General features: G+C 39.7%; 19 protein-coding genes. 8 read left to right on the plus strand and 11 right to left on the minus strand.

What is annotated here, in order from left to right:
* Positions 1-10: 10 nt before the first annotated feature.
* A complete protein-coding gene (gene galT / locus THEIN_RS00065) occupies positions 11-1,027 on the plus strand; it encodes a galactose-1-phosphate uridylyltransferase (protein ID WP_013906646.1) in 1,017 nt (338 codons plus the stop codon).
* Positions 1,027-1,401, plus strand: a complete 375-nt coding sequence (locus tag THEIN_RS00070) for a response regulator (protein ID WP_013906647.1) — start codon at positions 1,027-1,029, stop codon at positions 1,399-1,401. Before galT ends, THEIN_RS00070 begins: the two co-directional genes overlap by 1 nt.
* Positions 1,402-1,455: 54 nt before the next feature.
* On the opposite strand, the gene THEIN_RS00075 is transcribed toward THEIN_RS00070, so the two are convergent.
* Both THEIN_RS00075 and THEIN_RS00080 read right to left on the minus strand, forming a co-directional pair.
* Positions 1,456-2,433: an SDR family oxidoreductase gene (locus THEIN_RS00075; protein WP_013906648.1), complete on the minus strand. Its 978-nt coding sequence runs from the start codon at positions 2,431-2,433 to the stop codon at positions 1,456-1,458.
* A gap of 2 nt (positions 2,434-2,435) precedes the next feature.
* Positions 2,436-3,488, minus strand: coding sequence for a sigma-54 interaction domain-containing protein (locus THEIN_RS00080; RefSeq protein ID WP_013906649.1), 1,053 nt, complete (start codon positions 3,486-3,488; stop codon positions 2,436-2,438).
* 71 nt (positions 3,489-3,559) lie between these two features.
* Here THEIN_RS00080 and THEIN_RS00085 point away from each other — a divergent pair, with 71 nt between their 5' ends.
* Together THEIN_RS00085 and THEIN_RS00090 are read left to right on the plus strand one after the other, a co-directional pair.
* The gene (locus THEIN_RS00085; RefSeq protein ID WP_013906650.1) at positions 3,560-4,420 is read left to right on the plus strand and encodes a purine-nucleoside phosphorylase; all 861 of its coding nucleotides are present in this window, start codon (positions 3,560-3,562) and stop codon (positions 4,418-4,420) included.
* 1 nt (position 4,421) lies between these two features.
* Positions 4,422-5,909: an Rne/Rng family ribonuclease gene (locus tag THEIN_RS00090; protein WP_013906651.1), complete on the plus strand. Its 1,488-nt coding sequence runs from the start codon at positions 4,422-4,424 to the stop codon at positions 5,907-5,909.
* Positions 5,910-6,063: 154 nt separating this feature from the next.
* Here the strand turns inward: THEIN_RS00090 and THEIN_RS00095 are convergent, their stop codons facing one another.
* Positions 6,064-7,107 carry a uroporphyrinogen decarboxylase/cobalamine-independent methonine synthase family protein gene (locus tag THEIN_RS00095; protein WP_013906652.1) on the minus strand — a complete coding sequence of 348 codons (1,044 nt, stop codon included), beginning with the start codon at positions 7,105-7,107 and terminating at the stop codon, positions 6,064-6,066.
* A 182-nt stretch (positions 7,108-7,289) separates the two neighbouring features.
* Between THEIN_RS00095 and THEIN_RS00100 the strand changes: the two genes are divergently transcribed.
* Positions 7,290-8,147, plus strand: coding sequence for a transposase (locus THEIN_RS00100; protein WP_013906653.1), 858 nt, complete (start codon positions 7,290-7,292; stop codon positions 8,145-8,147).
* A 196-nt stretch (positions 8,148-8,343) separates the two neighbouring features.
* Positions 8,344-9,279, plus strand: coding sequence for a J domain-containing protein (locus THEIN_RS00105; RefSeq protein WP_013906654.1), 936 nt, complete (start codon positions 8,344-8,346; stop codon positions 9,277-9,279).
* 3 nt (positions 9,280-9,282) lie between these two features.
* Here THEIN_RS00105 and THEIN_RS00110 read toward each other — a convergent pair whose 3' ends face one another.
* From THEIN_RS00110 to ppsA, 3 genes are all read right to left on the minus strand, one after another.
* Positions 9,283-10,494: a type II toxin-antitoxin system HipA family toxin gene (locus THEIN_RS00110; RefSeq protein WP_013906655.1), complete on the minus strand. Its 1,212-nt coding sequence runs from the start codon at positions 10,492-10,494 to the stop codon at positions 9,283-9,285.
* Positions 10,475-11,599 carry an MFS transporter gene (locus tag THEIN_RS00115; protein ID WP_013906656.1) on the minus strand — a complete coding sequence of 375 codons (1,125 nt, stop codon included), beginning with the start codon at positions 11,597-11,599 and terminating at the stop codon, positions 10,475-10,477. Before THEIN_RS00115 ends, THEIN_RS00110 begins: the two co-directional genes overlap by 20 nt.
* Positions 11,600-11,661: 62 nt before the next feature.
* A complete protein-coding gene (ppsA, locus tag THEIN_RS00120; protein WP_013906657.1) occupies positions 11,662-14,097 on the minus strand; it encodes a phosphoenolpyruvate synthase in 2,436 nt (811 codons plus the stop codon).
* Positions 14,098-14,264: 167 nt separating this feature from the next.
* Between ppsA and THEIN_RS00125 the strand changes: the two genes are divergently transcribed.
* Positions 14,265-14,558, plus strand: a complete 294-nt coding sequence (locus tag THEIN_RS00125; RefSeq protein WP_013906658.1) for a DUF2250 domain-containing protein — start codon at positions 14,265-14,267, stop codon at positions 14,556-14,558.
* Here THEIN_RS00125 and THEIN_RS00130 read toward each other — a convergent pair.
* The 5 genes from THEIN_RS00130 to THEIN_RS00150 form a co-directional block, all read right to left on the minus strand.
* Positions 14,555-15,172 carry an HD-GYP domain-containing protein gene (locus tag THEIN_RS00130; protein WP_052299018.1) on the minus strand — a complete coding sequence of 206 codons (618 nt, stop codon included), beginning with the start codon at positions 15,170-15,172 and terminating at the stop codon, positions 14,555-14,557. The genes THEIN_RS00125 and THEIN_RS00130 overlap by 4 nt on opposite strands.
* Before the next feature lie 104 nt (positions 15,173-15,276).
* The gene (locus tag THEIN_RS00135; RefSeq protein ID WP_041434420.1) at positions 15,277-15,687 is read right to left on the minus strand and encodes a hypothetical protein; all 411 of its coding nucleotides are present in this window, start codon (positions 15,685-15,687) and stop codon (positions 15,277-15,279) included.
* 323 nt (positions 15,688-16,010) lie between these two features.
* A complete protein-coding gene (locus tag THEIN_RS00140; RefSeq protein ID WP_013906660.1) occupies positions 16,011-17,129 on the minus strand; it encodes an aminotransferase class I/II-fold pyridoxal phosphate-dependent enzyme in 1,119 nt (372 codons plus the stop codon).
* Positions 17,129-18,508, minus strand: a complete 1,380-nt coding sequence (bioA, locus tag THEIN_RS00145; protein WP_013906661.1) for an adenosylmethionine--8-amino-7-oxononanoate transaminase — start codon at positions 18,506-18,508, stop codon at positions 17,129-17,131. The genes THEIN_RS00140 and bioA overlap by 1 nt, the downstream gene beginning before the upstream one ends.
* Positions 18,505-19,119 carry a hypothetical protein gene (locus THEIN_RS00150; RefSeq protein WP_013906662.1) on the minus strand — a complete coding sequence of 205 codons (615 nt, stop codon included), beginning with the start codon at positions 19,117-19,119 and terminating at the stop codon, positions 18,505-18,507. Before THEIN_RS00150 ends, bioA begins: the two co-directional genes overlap by 4 nt.
* Before the next feature lie 115 nt (positions 19,120-19,234).
* Here THEIN_RS00150 and bioB point away from each other — a divergent pair, with 115 nt between their 5' ends.
* Positions 19,235-20,170, plus strand: coding sequence for a biotin synthase BioB (gene bioB / locus THEIN_RS00155; protein WP_013906663.1), 936 nt, complete (start codon positions 19,235-19,237; stop codon positions 20,168-20,170).
* The last annotated feature ends 2 nt before the right edge of the window (positions 20,171-20,172 follow it).

The following is a 20,172-nucleotide window of genomic DNA, read 5'->3' on the forward strand; positions in this document are numbered from 1 at the left end:
GGAGGCATTTATGCCTGAATTAAGAAAAGACCCTGTTGTCGGCCGGTGGGTTATTATCGCTAAAGAAAGGGCCAAACGTCCCCACGATTTTATTATTCCAGAAGAAAAAACCAAAGGGGGTTTTTGCCCCCTTTGCCCGGGCCACGAATATTCTACCCCTCCAGAAGTTTTAGCCTATGGCCGCCCGCCAGAAGCACCCCCTAACAGCCCTGGCTGGACGGTAAGAGTAGTGCCTAACAAATTTCCAGCACTTCGCATTGAAGGTGAACTCTGGAAAGAAGGTGAAGGAATCTATGATAAAATGAATGGTATCGGGGCTCATGAGGTCATCATAGAAACTCCCAATCACCACGAAACACTTTCTACCATGCCTATAGATCGCTTAGTCCAAGTCTTTTGGGCCTATCGAGACCGTATGGTTGATCTCTCTAGAGACCCACGTTTTCGTTACGTTATCATATTTAAAAACCATGGCCGGGCTGCTGGAGCCTCACTTGAACATGCTCACTCACAACTTATCGCCTTACCTGTTCTTCCCCTCAGAATGAATCAAGAGCTTAGAGGCACCAAAATGTATTACGATTATAAGGAGCGTTGTATCTTTTGTGACATCGTACACCAGGAACTCAGAGACGGAAAAAGAGTAGTCTGCGAAAATCACGAGTTCGTAGCTATTTGTGCCTTTGCTCCCAGACAACCTTTTGAAATGTGGATTATTCCTAAAAAACATCATTCTGATTTCCGTACTATTGATGAAAGCCAATTAAGGGCGCTTGCTGAGATATTCTCTGAAGTTTTAAAGCGGCTTGATACTGCTATTCCTCGTTGTCCTTACAATTTCGTTCTTCACACCGCTCCCTTGCGCGAGCCTTATCTGGAACACTACCACTGGCACTTTGAACTCTTACCCAAACTCACCCAAATAGCTGGTTTTGAATGGGGCACTGGTTTTTACATTACGCCAACGAGCCCTGAAGACGCAGCCCATTTCTTACGTGAAATAAAACTTTCTGAAGGAGGCCAATAATGGCAGACAAACCTAAAATACTTATCGTTGACGACGAAGAAAGTATCCACCTTCTTTATAGAGAGGAACTCTCTGAAGAAGGCTATGAAGTTATCTCTGCCTTAAATGGCCCTGAAGCCATTGAACTGGTAGATAAAGAAAATCCAGATCTGGTGGTTCTTGACATAAATATGCCTGGCATGGACGGCTTAGAAGTTTTGCGCATCATTAAGGAAAAACATCCTCGTCTTCCAGTTATTTTGTGTTCTGCTTATCCGGAATTCAAACAAGACTTGAGTTCTTGGGCCTCAGAGGATTATATCGTCAAATCTTTTGATCTTACCGAATTAAAGGAATCTATTAAAAAGAATTTGGCTAAAACAACAGAAAACTAAGGCTAGCTATAACTAAACGAAATGGTCTAAAAATATGGAAGAGATTACTTCGCTTTAAGATACTTTTACTTTCTCATAATTTTTATACCAGGCAATAGTTTTGCCAAGCCCTTCTTCAAGGTCTGTTAGATCCGTCAGGTTAAGCAAATGACGGGCTTTGGAAATATCAGCCAGTGAATGGCGTACGTCTCCCGCTCGTGATGGAGCATAATTGGGTTTTATATCTACATCTATAATTCCAGCAATAATTCGATAAAGTTCGTTAATACTTATAGCTTTACCTGAAGCTATATTTATGACTTCTCCCACAGCTTTCTTATCAGCTTTACAGGCAAGAAGATTAGCCCGCACAACATCTTTAACAAAAATAAAATCTCGGGTTTGTTCTCCATCACCAAAAATTGTAGGAGTTTCTTCTTTAAGTAAAGCGGTGATAAATTTAGGTATTACCGCCGCATACTGGGATTTTGGGTCCTGCCTGGGGCCATAGACATTAAAATATCTGAGAATTACCGTCTCAAGGCCATAAAGTTCAGGAAAAATTTTACAAAAATATTCTCCTGAAAGTTTGGTTACCGCGTAAGGTGACATGGGATTGGGAAGCATGTCTTCCCGTTTAGGCGCTGGCGTTTCTTCTTCGCTATCTCCATAAGCTGAAGAAGAACCCGCATATACGAGCCTCTTTACTCCGGTTTTGCTAGCGGCACGCAAAATATTAAGTGTACCCGTGGCATTTACATCTTGATAAGTAGCCGGGTCCTCCACCGAGGCCGGCACTGAGCCTAAAGCCGCTTCATGAAAAACGTAATCAACCCCCTTGCAGGCCTCTTCACAAAGCTTAAAATCCCTAATATCTCCCTCTATAAGAGTAAAACGAGCTTTAGCCCCAGGGATCTCTTCCACAAAAGCCAGATTTTTAGGAATACCGTTAGAAAAATTATCAAGCACTCGTACTTTATAGCCTTCACACAAAAGATATTCGGCAATATTTGAACCAATAAACCCAGCCCCGCCGGTTATCAGAAACTCCATATTTATAACCCCATCTCTTCGAATTCTCTAAGTTTATAAAGAAGCGCCTTATAAGAGATCCCCAAAAGCGCTGCGGCCTGCTTTTTATTGCCATCGGTTTGCCTGAGGACCATATCAATTATCTTTTTTTCCACCAGAGCCAGCACTCGCTTTTTTACATCTTTTAGGCAGATCTTTCCCTGTTCTGCTTTAGCCAGCTCTAAAGCAATACGTTTGGCAAATTGTTCATTTTCTGTCTCCAAGATATCTTCTGGATCTAAAATTTTTAAAAAGCGCTTTATCTCTATTTCAACTTCTTCAAAGTCTCTTAAAACCACCAGTCGTTTGATGTAGTTTTCAAGCTCACGGACATTCCCTGGCCAGCTGTATTTAAGAAAGAGTTCTAGTAAGCTAGAAGGAATTTTGAAATCTGTGACATTATATTTGCGGCCATAAAGATTAGCGAAATAGTCACATAGTAAAGGTATGTCTTCTTTTCTTTCTCTAAGGGGAGGGATATAAATTTTTATGACACTTAAACGATAGTAAAGATCTTGCCTAAAAGAACCTTTTTCTACGTCTTTTTCTAGATCATGGTTAGTAGCTGTAATAACCCAAACATCAACTTTTATGTCTTTTTTACCGCCCAAGCGGCAAAACTCTTGGTCCTGGAGGACCTGAAGAAGTTTTGATTGAAGGGAGAGAGGCATGTCTCCAATTTCGTCAAGAAAAATTACCCCGCCATTTGCCTGTTCAAAACGACCAGGCTTTGCCCTTTCTGCTCCGGTAAAGGCCCCTTTTTCATAACCGAAAAGCTCGCTTTCCAAAAGTTCTTCGGGAATAGCAGCGCAATTAACCTTAACAAAAGGTCCTCGGGAACGATAAGAGCAGGCATATAAAGTTCTTGCCACCACCTCCTTGCCGACTCCGCTTTCTCCATATATAACAACATTTAAATCAGTATCAGCTACTTGGAGGATAAGATTCTTTATGCGCTTAATAGCAGGACTTTGGCCAACTATATTTCTTAATGGGCCTTCAAGATGTTTATCTTGTTCAGTAGCTAGTGCATTCACTCCAGATACCCGATTTTTAAAATAGTGCTTTTATTATAAAGGACAATTAAAATTTTAAGCAAGGGAGTGTTATGAAAAATTTAATTAGTAACTCTAATCCATCTTATCGGCAAAAAATAGAAAAAGCTAAGGATTTTTTGGCTCAAAAATTTCCTTTTTTTCCTAAAGTAGTCATTGTTTTGGGCACAGGGCTTTCGGGCGTGGCCGAGGAAATGGAAAAAGACCTGGTTATTCCTTATGCAGAAATTCCCTACTTCCCACGTTCCACAGTAGAAAGCCATAAAGGAAATTTAATTTTGGGTCGGCTCTCAGACCTTGAAATAGCGGTTTTTCAGGGAAGATTTCACTTTTACGAAGGCTATTCTACCAAAGAAATTACTTTTCCCTTAAGAGTACTAACTCTCCTTGGGGCAAAACTCTTGATTATTTCAAACGCCGCAGGAGGCCTTGATTTATCTTTTAAACCAGGTGATTTGATGCTTATAGCCGACCACATTAATTTTATTCCCGAAAATCCTTTAAGGGGAGAAAATTACGAAGATTGGGGGCCGCGTTTCCCAGACCTCTCTGAGGCCTATAGCAAACGATTGCGGCACCTGGTCAAAGCGGTAGCTGAGGGTAAAATAGACTTACAAGAAGGTGTTTATGTAGCTGTCCCTGGCCCAAGCCTTGAAACTCCCGCAGAAACGCGTTTTTTACGTTTGATAGGGGCTGACGCCGTAGGCATGTCCACGGTGCCTGAGGTCATTGTGGCCAAACACGCTGGCCTTGAAGTGCTTGGCCTTTCTGTTATTGCCAACGTTAACGACCCGGATAATTTTCAACCCATTCTTCTGGAAGACGTCATTGCCAACGCCCAAAAGGCCGAAAAGAAAATGCTTTTTCTAATAAAAGAATTTTTAAATTTCCTTCCCAAGGATTGGCTGGAATAAAATGGCAGAGCTTTTGATAAACTACGCTCCGTACGAAACAAGAGTTGCTCTTCTTGAAGATGGAACCCTTGCCGAATTTTATCTCGAACGTCCAAGAGAAAGAGGTTGCGTAGGCAACATCTATAAAGGCCGTGTAGTTCGTGTTCTTCCTGGTATGAAAGCTGCCTTTGTGGATATTGGCCTTAATCGTACGGCCTTTCTTTACGGAGGAGATCTATGCCCTAGCCTTTTTGAAGCAGAAGAACTATTTGGCGAATATTTCGCTCAAGAAAAATTTAAAATTCCACCGATAGAAGATGTTTTAAAACCCGGCCAGGAAATTTTGGTGCAAGTAGTCAAGGAGCCTATTGGTAATAAAGGAGCAAGGCTTACTACGAATGTAACTCTAGCTGGGCGCTACTTGGTTTTTCTGCCAACTATGGGGCATATTGGCATTTCACGAAAAATTATTGATGAGAAGGAGCGAAAACGCCTAAAAGAACTTATTGAAGGATTACGTCCGTCTAATACCGGTTGGATTATTAGAACAGTAGCCCAAGAAGCTACCGAAGAAGAAATTAAAACAGAAATCTCTTTTTTAGTTTCTTTGTGGGAAGATATCAAAAAACGCGCCCAAAAAGTTATAGCCCCAGCTTTACTCTATGAAGAGCTTGACATAAGTTTAAGGGCAGTACGAGACTTACTAGTAAAAGAAGTATCTTCTCTGGTAATAGATAACCGTCAGGTTTACGAAAAAATTCTTTCTTATGTAGAAGAGTTAGCCCCTCATTTAAAGGGCTGTATAAAACTCCACGAGCCACCACCTGGAATCTTTGAGGCCTACGGTGTGGAAATAGACTATCATCGTTTTTTGGCCCGTAAGGTATGGCTTAAATCAGGGGGCTTTATTGTTATCGAGCCGTGTGAGGCCTTCACCGCTATCGATGTGAATACTGGCCGATTTGTGGGTAAAGACGACCTTGAAGAAACGGTACTGCGCACGAACCTTGAAGCCGCCAAGGAAATAGCTTACCAATTACGCCTAAGAAATATCGGTGGTCTAATTATTATTGACTTTATTGACATGCACCGCCAGGAAAGCCGTGAAAAACTCTATCAAGCTCTCAAACAATTCCTTAGCCGTGACCGGGCCAAAACCAACGTGCGGCCCATGTCAGAATTCGGTATTATAGAAATGACCAGAGAAAGACGCCGTGAAAGCCTCTATAATCTTCTTATGGAAACCTGCCCTCTTTGCCATGGAGACGGGGTTATAAAAAGTAAACGCACGGTGTGCTATGAACTTTTCCGCCGTCTTGAACGCATGGGCCCTCATATCAAAGGGAAAAATGTAACAATCAAGGTACATCCCGATGTGGCTCAGGTCTTAACCGGTGAAGAAATTGAATTTCTTGAAGAAATAGAAAAAAAATTCGAATTTGAGGCCTTAGTAAACGAAGATCCCGAACTTTACCCCTGGGAATTCAAATTTATTTTGAATTCCAGTTAATTACACGGAAAGACCTCTGAAAAATTTCTCAGAGGTCTCTTAGAACAAAAAAGAAAAAAAGAGGCAAATGGGGGTTTGGGGGCAAAACCCCCAATGTATCCCAACGGGAAGAAACTTATTAAAAGGTCTGGCAGAGTAAAAATCTCTATTCCCTCTACCTCAAAATAGAAGATACCTCTTTCAAAAGAGACAAAGCTTGTTCAACTAAATCTTCAGGCAAAGTTCCCATGCCACAGCTAGGAGTAATTATGGCTTGCTCCACTACTTGTTGTATAGACAAACTTCCCTCTTTGGTCAGTTTCTCAAAGGCATTTTCAAGTTGTTTGGCAAGGCTTTCAGCAGAACTTTCTTTTAAGGCCTCGGGTTTAAGGGTGGGAATGATTCCCCAGGCAATGTTTCCCTTTTTGTTTAATAAAGTGACTATGTCTTTGGTATAAAGCAGGAAACGATCTAGATAATCAAAGGCATCAAAATTTAAGATATCAATTCCCGCCTCAACCAGCAGATCCCATTCTGTATTAGCACAGACGTGAACCCCTACTATACCCCCTCGAGCCTTAATTTCTTCAGCTACTTCACCAAGGACCGCCAGCACTTCTTCTCGACTCACGCCTACAAAACTAGAAGAACCAAAACCCGCTAGCGCTGGTTCATCGAGAAAAATTATTACCGGAACTTCCAGTTCCTTTAACAAATCTACCTGAAAAGCTGCTTTTAATGCCACCTGTTTGGTTATAATGTCCCTCAAAGTAGAATCGTAAAAGCAGGCCTTACCATCAGGTGTCTTAAGCCCCGTGGCCAGGGTAAATGGCCCGGTAACCTGGCCTTTAACCGCCAAGGGCTTCGCGCCAGCAAGTTTTTCTTTCAAGCAGAAAAGTCCTCTGGCCTCCTCGGGAGTGAGCGCAAAAAAGCTTTCCGTTACAGGCTTTCCGGCTTCTTTTACCGCTAGATACTCTTCATAAAATTGAAGCATTTGCGGTTCAAAATTTGCGTCAGTAGGGTCTAAAATAAGTTTTTCTGGATTAAATCCAGGAAGGCCCTTTGAAAACTGGATTAACATGCCCTCTTGTGGATAAGCTGGCAACTGGGGCCAGCATGGTATTTCGGGGCAATATTTTAAAACAAGCTTTACGGCTTTTTCATGATCTTTGCCAGGAAAACTCCCCACAATGGTAGGAAAAGCTCTGCCTATAAACATTTTTACCTCCAAAGATTTTTGGCTTTTTTCTAACAAAATTTTTTAGGCAAGCCAAGAAGGATACCACTCTGACAAAAAATGAAGGGACAGGCAAAAATTTTCAGGTCTCCCAAAATTCTGCCGATATAAGGGACAGGTGCCGATATAAGGGACAGGCAAAGAAAAAATTTAGGAGGTCTCTTATGCCACGTATCCCACGTTTTTTCATGAATGATCCACGAGCCGCTTATCATGTAATCTCCCGCACCGCCTTGCCCGGCCACCATGTCCTCGGCGACGAAGAAAAAGAACACTTACTCCATCTTATTAGTTGGCTCTCGCAGGTCTATTTCGTCGAAGTTTATGGCTTCGCCATTATGGGTAACCATTTCCATCTCCTCTGCCGCATGCTCCCTGAAGACCAGTTCTCTGACGAAGAAGTAAAACGCCGCATTCGCCTCTACTACGGCGAGAAACGCAAAATTTTCTTCTACGAAGAGGTGCTCAAAAAATGGCGGAAAAGGCTTGGAAATCTTTCTCGATACGTCCAGGACATCAAACAGCGCTTTTCACGCTGGTATAACAAGCGCGTTGACCGCAAGGGCTATTTCTGGGCTGACAGGTTTAAGTCCGTAATCATTGAAACTGGGGAGGCTTTGCTCAACTGCTTGGCTTACATAGAGCTAAACCCGGTGCGGGCAGGAATTGTAGAAAAGCCAGAAAACTACCGCTGGTGCTCGCTAGGATACAGAGCAAGAAGAGGGACAGGCAAAACTTTTCTGTCGCTTGATATAGGACTTCCGCGGTATGAGGGAAAAAGCGAGAAAGAAAAATTTGAGCTTTTGCGGGAGTTTGTTTATGGCAAGGGCGGGCTTGGCAAACCAGAACGAGGGACAGGCAAAAATTTAAGACAAAGAGTCAGTTTTTTTACAGAAGGTCTGGCTATCGGAAGCAAAGATTTTGTGAAAAGTGCGGCCACAAGGTTAAAGAGATTTCTCGGGCTCAAACGAGGAAGAAAAAGTAAAAAGATAAAAGATTGGGCAGATATGGCTTTTATCTGAGCTAAACTTTACTTGCAATTTTTGGATAAATCTCGGAAAGAAATCTTTAAAAAATAAAATCGAAAATTTCACTTGTCTTTTAATTCGACTGTCCCCCTATTTTAACTGTCCCCCTATTTTAAGCTAAGACCAAGGAATTGAATCAATGAATATTGGGTAGTTTTGGAATTTTTGTAAGACAGATTAAAATTTAGACATGACCAAAAACCCTTTCGAAGTGCTAGGAATATCTCCTGAAATGGTTAGAGACCTTGATGAAGAGGCCTTATTTGGCCTGGTCAAGGCTTGTTATCGAGCCCTTCAGCGAGCTTACCACCCAGACATGCAAACTAACGGCAAAGAAAAGGCAGTAGAACTTAATCTGGCCTTTGAAGCTCTTGATCTTGAACGAAATCCGGATTCTTTTAAGATACATCGAAAAGCTTATTTAAGACGACTTTCCCGCCGTACCCAAAAAAAAACTATCGACGATTTAACTAAAAAAGTAGCCACTCTTTTGCGTCAGAAAGAACTCCTTGCTGAAAATTTTTGGCAACATCTTTTAATTAACTCGGAATCTCCTCGCGCGACTTTATTTCCCGAACAACCAAAAGATTTAAAAGTTACTCTGCTAGACCTAGGTCTTAAATTTAATGCCTCTTTTACCGGTTTTGCCAGGCACGTGGCCTTTAAGGAAATACTTTTTGACGAAGAGGGAAAGCTTTATTATCGTTTTCCCAAAAGGCGATACTTTCAGCCAGTAAATTTTATTACTCTGGTTGGTTCCGTTTCTAGGCGCAAATTAGAAATTTGGCCACTTCTTGAAAAAGAGCCCACACCTGAAGCCGCTGAAGACGGTTTACCTGATCTTAAAGCCTTTAAAATATTAAATGCCATTTCAGTAGAAGTATTTAAAAGAACATGTCTTCCCTTGTTGAAGACTTCTCTTCATGAAAATGCCTATCTATTTTCTTTACATCGACGTTATTCATTAATAGAGCCTCTGGTATTTGTTGAAGGAATGATATTAAAAATAGAACCAGCTACTTCTAAAGATTTTTCTAAAATAATAAAAAAGTCTGTATCCCAAAAAACTCCAGAATTGCCTTCAGGTTTTTTAGCTTTAACTTCTCACAAAGACAGTTCTGCCTAAACTTTAGACCTTTTTGAAATAAGAAATTCTCTCTTTGACTTTTTCCACAAGCATTTCTGTTCCATTAAAAGAAGCAATTCGGTCATAATAAATTAAAGCTCTCTCAGCTAAAAGCATTAATTCGCCCTTGGCCACTTCACGCGAAAAACCCATTTTTTGTCCAGCAGCTAATAAATCATCTGGAGTAATATCATTAGTTTTATCATTTATAGGCATAGTGTGCTCAGACATGCCCCAGAGGTTTCCCACCAAATCATATGCTGGAGATAACCTTAAAGTCTCTCCATCCCAAAGAAAGGCAAAGTTTTTGAGATGATCATCAGTATTTACGATGAACCAATTAAGCACCATCTGTTTATAAAAGGTCAATACATCTCTTTCTGGAAAGTGAGAATATTTTTTCACATATTGAGCGGCTACTTCATATCCTTCGTCAAACATTTCAAGGCCTCCCATCACTGTACTTAAAGAAATTAACATAAGACGCCCGAGATAAAGGGTTTTAAGAGAAGTGATGTCGAATCTTTTTACCGCAATGCTATATATGTGTTTAGTTTTGACTAGCCAGAAGGTAGGTACTGGAATCCCTACATCTCTTGCAAAAGCAAGGCCTTCAACCTCTACCTGAGCAATAGTATTAGGAGCAGGGTCGGTTTTTCCAGGAAATTTTACCAGCCAGGGCTGGCCATGAAAGTCAACTAAAATAGTTTTGGGTTTAGCACCACCGATATTTACTCCTGTTACGCCGATATAATTGAAGACCTCTTCTACACGCCGTGGATCAAACTCTGGTATTTCTTCTAGACACTTCTGTAAGGCTCTAAAGTTCACCCAGGTAGGCTTAGGAGGAGAGGAAGCTTCTGTATCTGAAAAAAGAAGAGCCCCTATACGGGAAGAATCTCCTATTCCTATAGCAAGATGTCTATTACGTATAAAATCAAAATCGTACTTATCTGAAAGGATCTTAAGACCCCAGGTGTCAGGGATGGTATCATCAAAAATCAGAAGAGGGGGTTTAAGTCCTTCCGTTCTAATAGGTTTATCTGTATAAGGTAGATTTATAGGATCAATGATGAATTTTTTTGTTTCGTACTGGAAGGTAATCCCTTCTCTATCTATATCTATCCAACCAATATGGTGAGGATAACCTTTGGTATCAACAAACCAAACTTTTAAGCGTCGTTCTAAAGAAAAATTAAAATGTTCTTCTTTCATTTGTTTTAATCATCTTGGGAATAAAAATAATGGGAATTAAAGCAAGAGTGGTAACTCCAGAAATAAAAAGAGGCCATTGATAGCCCCACTTTTCCCCAAGAGGCCCAAAAATAAGTGAACCAATAAAGCCTCCTAACATGATAGTCAAAGTAATTAAGCCGCTGTTTCCTCCGATACGCTCAACCCGAAAAAGCTCGGCTATCCCCACATAAGAAAGCACCATTATGGTGCCGTCTCCTACTCCGTGTAACAATCGAAAAACAAGACTTACCGTAAGATTTTCAATAATCATTCCCATGTGCCCGATTCCAGAAGCCAATAGACCCCAGATTGCAAGAAGGTAAGGGCTCACCCCTTTATTTAACCAGAGACCTACTGTAAAAGAAGTTAAACCTATCATAGCAAATTCGGCAGACATGTAAAAACCCATACCTAACAAGGAAAGTCTAAGATTTTCCCTCAAGAATAGACCATAAGAAGTGAATTCTGCCCCCCAGTGAAGATAAAATAAAAAGAGCCAAATCGCAAAAAGAAGCACCGAAGGTTTCCAAAAGTCCTCTCTATAAGTTTTGAGGCCAAAAGAAATCGGTACGTTTTTGGGAAGAAAATTTTTTATAAGGGAAAGTAGCAAATAGAAACTACCTATTAATTTGAGAATGAAACGAAAATCAAGAACTGAAAGTAAAAGACCTCCCGCAATTCCTCCAGGGGTAAAGCCTAACATTCTTACACTGTTAAATATGCCATAAACTTTACCTACATCTCGAGAGAAGGTTTTCAGAAGTAAAGCATCAAGGCTTACCTTGAAAAGATTTTGACCTACTCCATAAATAAGATAAGCCAACATAAAAAGTGGAAATAAAAAAATTTCACTTTTCATCCAAGAAGCAACTCCCATAAGAGCTAGAGCTAGAGCGATTAAATCTCTTGCCAAAAAGCGATCACTAGCAAGCCCTGAGGGAAAAGCACTGATAATAGAAGTAATACTAAAAGCAGCGTAAATAATCCCTATTTCTTTTCCTGAAAAACCGCTTTCTTTTAGATAAAGAGGCATAAAAAAAGCAGTAGTAGCTAAGGCAAAGGCTCCACAGACAGAAAAAAACAAAGAAGGAAAAGATTTTTTGTCACTTTAAATTTTAAGGGGCACTTTTGTGCCCCTTAGTTTAGTTATTCAGGTTTGATCCCCAGTTTCTTTTCAGTCTCAGCCACTAATAGCCAGGTTTTGACAATGGTATCAGGCGTAAGACTCATAGAGTCAATCCCACATTCTACTAAAAAGGCGGCAAAGTCAGGAAAATCGCTGGGAGCTTGACCACAAATCCCTACTTTACGTTTTGCCTTTTTGGCTTCTTTTATAACTTGGCGAATAAGCTTTTTAACAGCAGGGTTTCTTTCATCATAAATATGGGCTACTAGCTCAGAGTCACGGTCAAGTCCTAAGGTAAGTTGTGTGAGGTCATTTGAACCAATAGAAAAGCCATCAAATACCTTAGCAAATTCATCCGCCAAGATAACGTTACTCGGAATCTCACACATTACATAAACTTCAAGGCCATTTTCTCCCTGTTTAAGGCCGTATTTCTCCATCACCTGAATTACTTTTTGGCCTTCTTCAACGGTTCGACAGAAAGGAACCATAACTTTTACATTAGTAAGCCCCATTTCATCGCGAACTTTCTTTAGAGCTTTGCATTCCAGGGCGAAAGCTGGCTCAAAATTAGGGTCATAATAGCGAGAAGCCCCTCGCCAACCAAGCATTGGATTGTGTTCTACCGGCTCGTAAAGGAACCCACCTATTAAATTGGCATATTCGTTACTTTTGAAATCAGAAAGACGAACAATTACATCTTTGGGATAAAAACCCGCGGCTATCATGGCTATGCCCTGAGCCAGTTTATCCACATAATATTCGGCCTTGTTTTCGTACATAGGGGTCTTTTCATCAATAGCTTTAATTACTTTTCGAATCTTTCTGTCTTTCTTGGCCTTTTCTTTGAGTTCTTCGTAATTAAGAAGGGCCAGAGGATGAATGGCAATGTGAGAACCAATGATAAATTCAAGTCTGGCTAGTCCCACTCCGTCGTTAGGAATTTGGCCTTGAGAAAAAGCCTTTTCGGGAATTCCCACGTTCATCATTATTTTAGTACGTGTACGTGGCATTTTAGTAAGGTCAATACGCTCTACTTCAAAAGGAATAAGCCCTTCGTACACATATCCATCTTCTCCCTGAGAACAATCCACTGTAACATCCATACCTGTTTTTATAACCTCTGTAGCGTTGTTGGTTCCTACTATACAAGGAATACCAAGCTCTCGTGAAATAATGGCAGCGTGACAGGTTCTTCCACCACGGTTAGTCACAATAGCCGAAGCTATTTTCATAATAGGTTCCCAGTCTGGGTCGGTCATGTCAGTTACTAGGACTTCACCTTTCTGAAAATCATGAATACCAGAAACATCTTCAATAACTCTGGCCTTCCCCTGGCCGATTTTGCTTCCAACAGCCTTTCCTACGGTAAGGACCTTACCTTCGCCTTTTAGTTTGTAAATTTCATAAAATTGTTCTTGTTTAGTTCCGTGAACCGTTTCAGGTCTTGCCTGTACAATAAAGAGTTCACCAGTTCCAACTTCTTTTCCGTCTCCGTCTTTGGCCCACTCAATATCCATCGGTCGTCCATAATGATCTTCAATAATGATAGCCCATTCAGCCAATTTTAAGATTTCATCATCGGTAAGACAAAACTTTTGACGTAATTCCTTAGGAGTTTTGATGTTTCTTACAGGGCAACGCTTACTTTTACCGTAAATCATCATTAGCTCTTTAGAGCCTAATTTCTTGGAAAGAATCGGCCGAAAACCTTTCTTGAGAGTGGGTTTGAAAACGTAAAATTCGTCAGGATTTACGGCCCCTTGCACTACATTTTCACCAAGACCCCAGGCTCCAGTAATATAAACCACTTCTCGATATCCTGACTCAGTATCAATAGTGAACATAACCCCAGACGAAGCAGCGTCACTTCTGACCATCTTTTGAATTGCTACTGAAAGATAGACGTTAAAATGATCAAAACCTTTGTCTTGACGGTAAGAAATGGCTCTGTCAGTAAAGAGCGAGGCGAAACACCTCTTAACAAACTCGATTACATTTTCGGCCCCTCGGACATTTAAAAAGGTTTCCTGCTGACCAGCAAAAGAGGCATCTGGTAGATCTTCAGCAGTAGCTGAAGAACGAACGGCTACATCTACTTCAGGATAGTATTTTTCTTCTAACTTATGGTATGCCTCTTTGATAGAGGCAGCCAATTTCTCAGGCATTTTGGCCTTAAGAATTATCTCTCGTACTTTTTTTCCACGTCTTTGAAGATCTTTAATATCGTGAGTATCAAGACCGGTTAATATTTCTCGAATTTTATCATCAAGATGGTTCTCGTGAATAAAATAGCGATAGGCCGCCGCGGTAACCGCAAAGCCATCAGGGACATTTATCCCTTTGGGAGTCAAATTACGATACATTTCCCCTAAAGAGGCGTTTTTGCCGCCTACCAAAGGAACGTCCTTGATGGAAATTTCTTCAAACCACATAATAAGAGGTTCATTACTCATAAATTCCTCCTTAAATAAAATCTTGTCAAAATTATTTGAATGAGATTTCTTCTTATCTATCGGGTTTTTATCAATTTTAGAAAATATGTGTCAAGCCATGTTTTAATATTATAATTTTAAATTAAAAATAATTAAAGAAATGGTATAAAAATTTTTAAAATCTAGAAATGAAAACTCTGCCCTGGAACATACTTGATGAAAAAGACTGGAAGATTCTAAAAGATTTATATGCCCATGCCCCTGATTGCGCTAAATTTTTATCACGTCGATTACGGTTTGAATTAGGTGACACCATGGAAAGACTACGAAAATTAGAAAATTTAGGTTTTTTAGAAAGAATAGAAGGCAGATTTTTAAAGAAAAAGGGACTTAAAAGGCCTAAACACATGAATCACACTTATTACGAACTTACCAGATCCTGCCGTTTATATCTTAGAAAGGACCTATTTAAAAAAGACTAAATCATAATATTTGGCAAATCCATTTCTCCATGTTCAAAGGCTTTTACAAAAGCTTTTACAACTTCTGGATCAAAGTGCTTGCCGGCTCCTTTAACGATAATTTCTTTGGCCTCAAAAGGCGGAAGCCCTTTTCGATAAGGTCTATCACTAATTAGAGCATCATAAACATCTGCTACCGCTAAAATTTTGGCTTCAATAGGTATCTGACGACCTTCAAGCCCCAAATAGCCTGTACCATCATATTTTTCATGGTGGGCCAGGACAATAGGAATAACTCTCCCTAAACTTCCTTTTATAGGATCAAGGATATCAGTAGCTGAAGTAACATGTTTTTTCATATGTTCAAATTCTTTTTGGGTAAGTTTAGCCGCTTTGTAAAGAATTTCACGACTAATCTTTAGTTTACCTATGTCGTGAATTAAAGCTGCTGAGCGAAGGTCTTCAATACGATCATCCGAAAGCCCCATATATTGAGCAATTTTAGTAGCAAATACAGAAACCCTATAACAATGATTTTCTGTATATTCATCTTTAGAAAGAAAATGTCTAAGAATTAAGATAATACCGTGATAAGTTTTTTGAAGTTCTTTTATTTTTTTCTTTATGACGATCATATAAAACTCCCATGGTATAAGCCATAATTAGCAATGTAGTTGTCCATACAGTTAGCTGGCGCCAATCTTCTTTCCACCAACTAAAGTTTTTATTTTCAATTATACTAGGAATAACATAAAGTATAGCTATTACTAACAAAATACTGGCTAACGCAGTAAGAACAGCATGCCTTTTCCCATAAAAAATATGCTGAAAAAATGGCAGGAAGACTGTAAAGATTTAACAAAATTCGTTGTGAGTCAACTAAGAAATTGGTAATAGCAAGTAAAGAAACGATGGATAAAACTAGCCATAGCTCCTTGTTTACTTTATAAACTTGTTCTAAAAAATTCTGTTTTATATTTGAAAAAGAAAACTTCTTCTTTTTATCTTCATTATATAAATATTCTTGCAAAATCTTTTCTGTCTTGTCTATGTCTTCATCTTCGTAGGAATGTATTTCTTTTTGTTCCTTTAAATATTCTTTTTTTACTTCCTGAATTTTTGTATGTTCTTTCGAATCATTATTTTTCAAGTAATTAACTTTATTTTCTTTAGGAATAAAAGTTACCTCAGCTCCTAACTCTTTAAGCTTTCTTAAAAAGAAATAGGCTTCTTTTTCGGAAATCTCTCTTTTTAAAATTAAAGGAGTTTTGGAAATAATATCTTTTATTTTTTCTAAATTCTCTTTATCGCCGTTTTTCCGACAAATTTGGCCAAAAATTCAGCCACTTTATCCTTTTTTTCTTGGGGAATAGATTTAAGAATCAAGATTCCCGTAGTATTATTCATATACCTAGCTCTATTCTTTTTTTCTATTCTTTTATAATTAATCGGCAGGTTATTATTTAAATTTAATTATTTTTCTACTAGCCTTAAAAACGAAAATAAGTTTTCTTCAGACATTTGAGAGGTAAGGGATACGCGGAGGCGAGCTGTTCCTGGAGGCACAGTAGGTGGCCTTATAGCAGGAACAAAAAAACCAGCTTCAAAAAGTTTGGCTGAAGCAGCTAAAGCCTTTTCATTGTCACCTAAAACAATAGGAACAATAGGGGTATCTCCTGAAAGCCCTAAATTTTTACGAAACCAGGAAGATAGTTTTCTTAATTGGCTGCGCGCCTCTTTAAGATCAGGCAACAAAGATATGGCCTTTAGGTTGACCGCCAAGATAAAAGGAGGTAAAGCTGTAGTAAAAATGAAAGAACGGGCCTTGTTTATCAAAAGATCTATTACCTCTTCGCTAGCTATCACAAAGGCCCCATAACCACCAAGGGCCTTGCCAAAGGTACCAAGAAGCAAGTCTATCTCATTTATTAAACCGTATTCCTCTGCCAATCCCAAACCTTGTTGCCCATAAACACCAACAGCGTGAGCTTCATCAAGTATTAAAAAGGCCTGATAAGTTCTTTTAAGTTTTATTAGTTCTTCAAGAGGGCTCTTATCTCCGTCCATACTAAAGATACTTTCTGTAATTATAAAAGCCCGTTTATACCTGAAACGACGACTTTTAAGCAGGTCAGCCAATGCTTCTATATTTCCGTGGGGATAACGAAAATAAGTGGCTCCTGAGAGACGAAGGCCGTCTATTATGCTTGCGTGGACTAGTTTGTCTGCAAAGACCACGTCTCTTCGTCCAGCAAGGGCTGAAATAATTCCTACGTTAGCGTGATAGCCTGAAGAAAAAACAAGGGCTTTTTTTTGGTAAAGATTTCCGAGCTTTTCTTCTAGGCGTTGATAAAGAAGATGGTTACCTGAAAGAAGTCTCGCCGCCCCTGCCCCTATAGGAAAGTCTTTTATTTCTTCAAGAATTTCTTTCTGAGAAAGTTTTTCACTCAAACCCAAATAATCGTTTGACGAAAGGTTAAGGAGCCATTTTCCATTTATCTTTACATAAGGCCCTTGGCGAGCTTCTATCAAGGGAAGACGGCGAAAACGTTTTTCTTCCTTTAATTTGGTTATTTCTGCCGTGAAATCCATTACAAATTAATCAGAACTTCTTCGATAACTTCAGCACTGATTTTTAAAATTTCCTCTACCTCGGTTTTACTTATACACAAAGGCAAAAACCAGTAAATAACGTCTCCAAGAGGCCTCAAAACTACACCTTTTTCCAAGGACTTCATGTAAATATTGAAACCCAATCTCAACTCTTCAGAAAAAGGTTCTTTTGTTTTTTTATCTCTTACCAGCTCAATGGCTCCCACATAACCGATATAGCGTATATCACCTACGTAGGGTTTATCTGAAAAAGTATCAAGCAATAACTGGTGAAAATATTCTCGGGCTTCTTTAGTTTTGACTAGCGGCTCTTCTTCGGCAAAAAGTTTAAGACTAGCCGCCGCCACTGCACAACAAATGGGATTGGCAGTATAAGTGTGGCCGTGATAAAACGTTTTCCCTTCCAGGTAGTCAGCGTAAAAGGCCTGATAAATTTCTTCGGTAGTTACTGTCAAGGCCATAGGGAGATACCCGCCAGTTAAGCCTTTGGCCAGACAAATAATGTCTGGCGCTATCCCTGCCTGTTCAAAGGCAAACATGGTCCCTGTGCGCCCAAAACCTGTAGCTACTTCATCGAAAATTAGAAAAACTTTAAATTGTTCGGTAATCTCTCTTAGTTTTTTTAAATAAGCAGCAGGGTAAACTAAAATTCCCCCTGCCCCTTGAAGACGGGGCTCCACAATAACGGCACAAATTTCTTCATGATGTTCATTAAGAATTTTTTCTAACCCATCCAGACAACGTAAGTTACACTCGTGATTGGCGTCTAGAGTAAAGCCTTCTTTTTCTTCACAACGATAACAATAGGGGCTTGGCGCTTTAAAGGACTTGAAAAGAAGCGGCTTATAGAGTTCGAAAAAAAGATCTACCCCTCCAACACTTACTGCCCCTAAGGTATCGCCGTGATAGGCATTTTCCAGACATACAAAACGAGTTTTGGAATTTACTCCTCTGTTTTGCCAGAACTGAAAGGCCATTTTTAAGGCTACTTCTACCGCCGTTGAACCATTATCAGAGAAAAAAAAGCGCGAAAGTGTATGTGGTAAAAAATTTTTTAAACGCTCTACTACTTCTACTGCATAAGGATGGGTATAACCTGAAAAGTTCACGTGATCTAAAAGTTTTAGCTGTTCCATTATGGCTTGATTAAGCTTTGGATGAAGGTGTCCATGCAAAGTAGTCCACCAGGAAGAAATAGAATCATAAAGTTCATCGCCATCTATTGTTTTTAGCTTACAGCCATTAGCGGCAACTATGACCAATGGGTCACGGTTTTCATAATCTTTCATCTGAGTGTAAGGATGCCAGATGTGCTTTTTATCAATTTCCAAAATTTTCTTTTTATTCCAGCTTTTCATTGGCAATTCTCCACACATATTTTTTCAGGGATGATAGTTCCTCCACAGCTCAAAAAACAACGATCATAGATTTCTTGGCAACCACAATCCCGATGGCAAGTAATCATGAGCTTTTTTATTATGATTTCAAGATTGGGTTTCTTAGGCCTTATAGGACGAAAAGGCTTATTTTGTTTGAAATGATATATTTCTTTTTTTAATTCTTTTTGACGTAAGCAGGCGTAACGGTCTTGTTTCTCCTGACAAATCCGCTTAAAGAAACGAAAGTCATCGTTTAACTTTTTAAAGTTTTCCTGATATTCAGTTATTTTCTGGCGAAAAAAACGCATTTCTTCCTGGTAAACAGCAAGTTGTTTTTCATATTTGGCTATGTCTTTTTCATAAATATTGATTGCCTTTAGGCGTACGTCAGCCATACAAGATTGATATTGATTTTCACAGGCTTTTTGGCAGCTTTCGAACTTTTCCTCACAAATATGGAGACAGGAATTATCTTTCACAACAATGGGAGGAATATAGCGATTTTTTACTACATATTTAGGCCCGCCGCAGGCACTCAAAAAACATAAACTTCCTAGCCCTATTAAATACAAAAATTTTTTAAAACACATAAAAAGGCCCCAGTAATTTTTAAAACTTACTTATTATTATCTTGGCTTACAAGTTTTAGAGAAATAGGTAACAAAAATTTTTGCCTGTCCCCAATTTTAGTTTAAGTTAACTGCTATGAATACGGGAAAAGATTACCTTTTAACCCTACTAAAAGATGAAGCAGATGTTTTTACCGCCCTTTTTGAGGCCAAAAAACTAAAAGAAAAATATTTTGGAGACTTTATTGAAACCTGCAGCATCTTGAACACTAAAAGTGGCCGCTGCCCTTCAGATTGTAAATTTTGTGCCCAATCCAAAAGCTGGCCTACCAAAATTAATGCTTACCCACTTCTTGAGGAAGACAAGATACTTGCAGCTGCCGAAGAAGCTCAAAAAGCGGGTATTGACCGCTTCAGCCTAGTAACAAGCGGGGTTAAGCCCAGCCGACAGGAATTCAAACAAATACTCAACGTAATAGAAACTATTAAGGAAAGGCTTCCCGGGCTAAAGCTTTGTGCCTCTCTTGGGCAGCTCACCACCGAAGAGCTCAAGGCCTTAAAAGAGGCCGGACTTTCTCGTTATCATCATAACTTGGAAACAGCTGAAAGTTTTTATCCTTACGTCTGCACTACCCAGCAGTGGCGTGACCGCCTAAAGACCGCCGAAAGGGTAAAAGAAGTCGGTCTTTCCCTTTGTTGTGGAGGGATTTTTGGCCTAGGAGAAACGGCTCAGCAAGTCATAGAGTTTGCTGAAACCCTGCAAAAGCTTGCCCCAGATTCTGTCCCGGTAAACTTTCTGCATCCCATACCGGGCACTCCTTTGGAAAATGCTTCTTTTCTCTCCCCCAGAAAGGCCCTGGCTATTTTGGCTGTTTTACGTTTTATGTTGCCAGATAAGGCTATAAGGGTTTGCGGAGGCCGAGAACATAATCTTAGGGATTTGCAAGTGTTTCTACTTTGGCCAGCCAACGCCTTAATGGTAGGGAACTATTTAACTACTTCAGGAAGAATGCTGACTGATGATAGCCAGATGATAAAAGATATGGGACTTAAAAGCTCTCTTGTCATTTAAGG

Source organism: Thermodesulfatator indicus DSM 15286 (assembly GCF_000217795.1).
GTDB lineage: Bacteria > Desulfobacterota > Thermodesulfobacteria > Thermodesulfobacteriales > Thermodesulfatatoraceae > Thermodesulfatator > Thermodesulfatator indicus.

What these genes read in the sequence shown, in the direction of transcription:
- THEIN_RS00070 (WP_013906647.1), top strand. Translation starts at nt 1,027, where the DNA reads ATGGCAGACAAACCTAAAATACTTATCGTTGACGACGAAGAAAGTATC.
- THEIN_RS00090 (WP_013906651.1), top strand. Translation starts at nt 4,422, where the DNA reads ATGGCAGAGCTTTTGATAAACTACGCTCCGTACGAAACAAGAGTTGCT.
- THEIN_RS00140 (WP_013906660.1), bottom strand. Translation starts at nt 17,129, where the DNA reads ATGGATTTCACGGCAGAAATAACCAAATTAAAGGAAGAAAAACGTTTT.
- THEIN_RS00105 (WP_013906654.1), top strand. Translation starts at nt 8,344, where the DNA reads ATGACCAAAAACCCTTTCGAAGTGCTAGGAATATCTCCTGAAATGGTT.
- galT (WP_013906646.1), top strand. Translation starts at nt 11, where the DNA reads ATGCCTGAATTAAGAAAAGACCCTGTTGTCGGCCGGTGGGTTATTATC.
- THEIN_RS00085 (WP_013906650.1), top strand. Translation starts at nt 3,560, where the DNA reads ATGAAAAATTTAATTAGTAACTCTAATCCATCTTATCGGCAAAAAATA.
- bioB (WP_013906663.1), top strand. Translation starts at nt 19,235, where the DNA reads ATGAATACGGGAAAAGATTACCTTTTAACCCTACTAAAAGATGAAGCA.
- THEIN_RS00095 (WP_013906652.1), bottom strand. Translation starts at nt 7,107, where the DNA reads ATGTTTATAGGCAGAGCTTTTCCTACCATTGTGGGGAGTTTTCCTGGC.
- bioA (WP_013906661.1), bottom strand. Translation starts at nt 18,508, where the DNA reads ATGAAAAGCTGGAATAAAAAGAAAATTTTGGAAATTGATAAAAAGCAC.
- ppsA (WP_013906657.1), bottom strand. Translation starts at nt 14,097, where the DNA reads ATGAGTAATGAACCTCTTATTATGTGGTTTGAAGAAATTTCCATCAAG.
- THEIN_RS00130 (WP_052299018.1), bottom strand. Translation starts at nt 15,172, where the DNA reads ATGATCGTCATAAAGAAAAAAATAAAAGAACTTCAAAAAACTTATCAC.
- THEIN_RS00125 (WP_013906658.1), top strand. Translation starts at nt 14,265, where the DNA reads ATGAAAACTCTGCCCTGGAACATACTTGATGAAAAAGACTGGAAGATT.
- THEIN_RS00075 (WP_013906648.1), bottom strand. Translation starts at nt 2,433, where the DNA reads ATGGAGTTTCTGATAACCGGCGGGGCTGGGTTTATTGGTTCAAATATT.
- THEIN_RS00150 (WP_013906662.1), bottom strand. Translation starts at nt 19,119, where the DNA reads ATGTGTTTTAAAAAATTTTTGTATTTAATAGGGCTAGGAAGTTTATGT.
- THEIN_RS00100 (WP_013906653.1), top strand. Translation starts at nt 7,290, where the DNA reads ATGCCACGTATCCCACGTTTTTTCATGAATGATCCACGAGCCGCTTAT.
- THEIN_RS00110 (WP_013906655.1), bottom strand. Translation starts at nt 10,494, where the DNA reads ATGAAAGAAGAACATTTTAATTTTTCTTTAGAACGACGCTTAAAAGTT.